Source organism: Prevotella sp. CAG:592 (assembly GCF_000436015.1).
GTDB classification, from domain to species: Bacteria; Bacteroidota; Bacteroidia; order Bacteroidales; family Bacteroidaceae; genus Prevotella; species Prevotella pectinovora.
In genome coordinates this window covers 1-4,804 of the sequence record NZ_FR892538.1, presented here as the reverse complement: position 1 = coordinate 4,804, position 4,804 = coordinate 1, and the positions used below count along the sequence as shown (strand labels likewise).

The window sequence follows — 4,804 nt, the reverse complement described above, 5'->3', positions numbered from 1 at the left end:
AATCGGCCATTAGGGCTTTCTTGGATTATGTCTTGTTCATTACTGTCAGGTAAAACTATTGCAAGCTACATAAGGGCTGACCTTCTATTCTTATAATAGTATGCTGCCGAATATGAAAATAGGCTGAATCCCAACAAATGAGACCCAACCTAAGGAACTTATTCAATGATCTAAACCAAAGATTCAAAATATGTTGTTCAGAGTCTGAACTTCAGACACTCACTGATTTTCTGCATCGTGGTGAGACGCGTCGGCACAAGAGGAAGACGCAACACATTCTCTATCATTCCCATCTCATGGAGCATCGCCTTCACACCGGCAGGATTACCGTCCACGAACAGGAGATTGAAGAGATCGGTAAACATGTGGTGTATCTTGCGTGCCGGCTCAAACTCTCCATTCTGCTCCAGCCTCAACATACGTGAGAACTCCTTGGGCAAAGCATTGCCGATTACGGAGATTACACCAACCGCTCCACAGGCTATCATCGGGAATGTCAAAGCATCGTCACCGCTGATAACATCAAAGGTGTCGGGCTTGTTCTTTATAATCTCGTCCACCTGCTCCAGATTGCCACTCGCCTCTTTCACGGCGACAATGTTCTTGCAGTCGCGAGCCAGACGAACAGTGGTTTCCGCCTTCATGTTGACACCCGTTCTGCCAGGAACGTTATAGAGCACCACTTTCATGTCTGTGGCATTGGCAATAGTCTTGAAATGCTGGTATAGTCCTTCCTGCGAAGGCTTGTTGTAATAAGGGCAAACGCTCAATATTCCATCGATACCTGAGAAATCGCGCGTATGGAGTTCCTCAACGATGGCTGCAGTATTGTTTCCGCCACATCCCATGAGAATCGGCACTCTGCCTGCCACTACTTCTACTACAAGTTCCTTGATCCTCTGCTTCTCGTCATCTGTCAGAGTCGGGGTCTCGCCTGTGGTGGCGAGGATGCAAAAGAAATCTGCGCCATTTTTCAACTGATATTCCACCAGCTGCTTGAGTACTACATAATCTACAGCGCCAGACGCATTAAAGGGCGTTATAAGGGCTATTCCGAGGCCCTTGAATATGTTTTGAGACATAATGGTTATGATTTCATATTAATATTCTATTGCAAATGTACTATTTTATACGTTATTTGCAAAACATTTTGCGCCCTAAAATTCAAATTCGGCAACATCACGAGATTATTTGCTGCCTATATATAAGAATACCATACCCAAAAGCACAAGAAGAAGGTCTACCATCTTGCTCTTGAGATTCTTTTCATGAAGCAACACGGCACCGAAAAGGAACGATACTATCACACTGCCTCTGCGCACCATCGACACGATACTTATCATGGCATCGGGGAAACTGAGGGCATAGAAATATACGAAATCTGCCGCACTGAGGAAGATGCTGATGAAGATGATTCCCCAATGCCAGCGGAAGGGCGTAGTGGTGTTGCGCTTGGGATACCACAAAACGAGCATCATAACGAGCATCATGAAGCACTGATAGATGTTGTACCAGCTCTGCACCATCATACTGTTGAGCCCCACTCCACCTTTATCTTGCGGTGCCATGAGGTATTTGTCGTAGAGTCCGCTGACAGCACCGAGCACAGCGGCAAGGATGATGAAATATATCCACTTGTCGTGTTTGAAGTCGATGCCCTCCTTCTTGCCGCTTCTGCTGAGCATGAAAAAGGATGCGACAGCCAGCGCCACACCAATCCACTGATAAACGTTGAGCCGTTCGCCAAAGACGAGCAAGGCTCCCACCAATACCATTACAGGACGGGTGGCATTGATTGGTCCGACAATAGTAAGAGGCAGATGCTTCATACCGAAATATCCGAATATCCAGGAGGATAATACGATAAAGCTCTTGCCGATTATATATTTGTGGACCTCCCATCCTCCGGATGCCACATGGAATATCGACCCGTCGAGCACCGTGGTGCTTGACGACAAGAGGATGAACGGCAGGAAAATCAATGATGAAAACAACGTGTTGAGAAACAATACCGGAATTACAGCATTGTCGCGCAGCGACTGCTTCTTGAAGGAGTCATAGAATCCGAGAAGCGTCGCTGATAAGAATGCTAATATCAGCCACATGATTATATATATTTTTTTATTGTTTATTGTAGACCAGTTGACGGTTCATCTTCTTACTCATCAAAAGGATACTTCACGTCTTCAAGAAAGAGAGCATTGCCTGGCATGCTCTCGCCTGCCTTGCAGCGGTTTTTGCCTTCTATCACGCACTGAAACTGTTCCAGAGTCATGCGATGGCGCCCCACCTCGATGAGCGTACCGACTACGGCTCTCACCATATTACGCAAGAACCTGTCGGCAGATATGACGAAATGCCAACAGCCACCGCCGTCGTCCACCCATTCGGCTCTTGTCACCCTGCATATAGTGGTCTTCACATCGGTATGTGTCTTGCAGAATGCAGCAAAGTCGGAAGCCGAAAGCAACAGCGAAGCTGCCTTGTTCATCAATGTGAAGTCGAGGTCGTAATGTGTCTCACACGAGAAGAAGCGATGGAACGGATCTTTACGCGTGTGTATATAATAATGATAGGTGCGCTTCGTGGCACTGAAACGTGCATGCATATCAGCATCCACCGGAATGACCTTCATCACGGAGATGTCGCGCGGCAGCAGTCTGTTGAGCTTGTATGCGAGTTGGGGACAATCAACGGATGCGTCATGCTCGAAATGTGCTACCATCACACGGGCATGCACACCGGCATCGGTTCTACCGGCTCCCACCACTTCCTTCTTCTCGCGAAGCAATGTCGAGAGGGCACGCTGCAGCTCCTCCTGAACAGAATTGCCATTGGGCTGCACCTGCCAACCGTGATATGAGGTGCCGTCATAACTCAAATAAATGAAATATCTTTGCATGAAAGTTTTTATATTATAAAGATTACGAGAACGATACGACATGGAATGAGCCTTGTCTACTTGTCTACTCGTCAACTTGTCTACTCGTCTACTTGTCATTTATCTTCTCTCCAACACCTGTGAGATATTCTGCTCTCTATGCACCACCCTCACTTCTATTCCGAACTTCTGGTTGAGATGCTCAGCAAGGTGTTGTGCAGAATACACACTGCGATGCTGACCGCCTGTGCAACCAAAACTGAACATCAGGTCGGTGAAGCCGCGCTGCATATAGCGAGCCACATGAGCGTCTGCCAACTTATACACGCTGTCGAGGAATGTCAGTATCTCACCGTCGTCCTCCAGGAATCGGATTACCGGTTCATCGAGCCCTGTCAATTTCTTGTATGGCTCATAACGACCGGGGTTATGGGTGCTGCGACAGTCAAACACATAACCACCGCCGTTGCCTGACTCATCTTCCGGAATGCCCTTGCGGAATGAAAAGCTGAATACCCTTACGACGAGAGGTCCCCTGCCGTCATACTTCGAGAATGTGGCAGGACCATCCTGCGGATGTCCCTTGAAGATAGAAGCGTCATCGGTCTTGAGTCCGTCAGTGCGACTCTGGCGCGGTTCTTCCTTGGGAGAAAACTGCGGCAACTGTGTGAGACGCTTCAGCATGTCTATCATATATGGATAGTGGAACACGTCGAGTTCCAACAGTTCTCTCAGGTTCTGCATAGCCGCAGGAATACTGTCGATGAAATATTTCTTACGTTCGAAATATCCGCGGAAACCGTATGCACCGAGCACTTGCAGCGTGCGGAACAACACGAAGAGTGACAATCTCTCCACGAAATGCCTCACCGAAGGAACTTCAGTATAATTCTTCAGCGAATGATAATACTCATATATCAGTTCGCGTCGCAGCTTATGCGGATATTTCGCAGATGCCTGCCAGAGAAAGGAGGCGATGTCATAATAGAAAGGTCCTTTCCTGCCGCCTTGGAAATCTATAAAATATGGATTGCCGGCATCATCGAGCATAATGTTGCGTGCCTGAAAATCACGATAGAGGAAAGAGTCGGTGTTTTCTGATGTCAGGTCTTTGGCAAAGAGTCTGAAATTTGCCTCAAGCTTCAGCTCATGGAAGTCGAGGTCTGTAGGTTTCAGAAAACAATACTTGAAGTAATTGAGATCGAAGAGCACACTGTCCTGGTTAAACTCAGGCTGCGGATAACAATTGCTCCAGTCCAGCCCCACAGCTCCCTGCATCTGTATAGCCGGCAACTCTCGTATGGTGTTCACGAGCAACTGCTTCTCTTTCCGTGTATAGCGTCCACCTGCATCCCGTCCTGCCTTGAGAGCATCGTAGAGCGAAGTGCCGCCAAGGTCGGTCTGCAGATAGCGCAGCTCATCATCCGAAACACAAAGAACGGTAGGCACCGGAAGTTTCATCGAGTTAAAATGTTCGGCAAGATATATGAAGGCGTGGTTCTCGTCGCGACTTGTTCCAATGACTCCTATTACAGTCTTGCCTGCCGCATCCGTAAATCTGTAATACTCACGGTTGCTGCCAGCTCCCGCAATCTTCTCCGTTTTGGCGGGTTTCTCACCCGACCATCCTGCATAAAGTTCTATGAGCTTTTCCATGATGCAAAAGTACGCAAATAATTCAACATACAAATATATAGATACAAAAAAAATCGGATGTCTCACGACAACCGATTTTCAAAAACAAACTACTTAAAAACTAATCTACTAAAACAAATCAAAAAATAATGTTATATTATTATGCTAATATATTCTTCTTTTATTTACGCCACAAAATTATGAATAACTTTCATCACTGCCAAATTATTTGACAAGAAAATTATAAATTAGTGATAAAAGAATCGAGTAGGAGGAAAACGAAGCAGT

Annotated in this window: 4 protein-coding genes; all 4 read right to left on the bottom strand. The window is 46.6% G+C overall.

Annotation, left to right across the window (positions count from 1 at the left end):
• Positions 1-197: 197 nt before the first annotated feature.
• Positions 198-1,082 (bottom strand): 4-hydroxy-tetrahydrodipicolinate synthase, encoded by an 885-nt coding sequence (dapA, locus tag QVO99_RS03545; protein WP_022316224.1) that lies wholly within the window; start codon positions 1,080-1,082, stop codon positions 198-200.
• Positions 1,083-1,187: 105 nt separating this feature from the next.
• Complete coding sequence (locus QVO99_RS03540) at positions 1,188-2,105, bottom strand: DMT family transporter (RefSeq protein WP_022316223.1); 918 nt, start codon at positions 2,103-2,105, stop codon at positions 1,188-1,190.
• A 53-nt stretch (positions 2,106-2,158) separates the two neighbouring features.
• Positions 2,159-2,902 carry a tRNA pseudouridine(38-40) synthase TruA gene (gene truA / locus QVO99_RS03535; protein ID WP_022316222.1) on the bottom strand — a complete coding sequence of 248 codons (744 nt, stop codon included), beginning with the start codon at positions 2,900-2,902 and terminating at the stop codon, positions 2,159-2,161.
• Between the two features lie 99 nt (positions 2,903-3,001).
• On the bottom strand, positions 3,002-4,537 hold the full coding sequence (locus QVO99_RS03530) for a RapZ C-terminal domain-containing protein (RefSeq protein WP_022316221.1): 1,536 nt from the start codon (positions 4,535-4,537) through the stop codon (positions 3,002-3,004).
• Positions 4,538-4,804 lie beyond the last annotated feature (267 nt).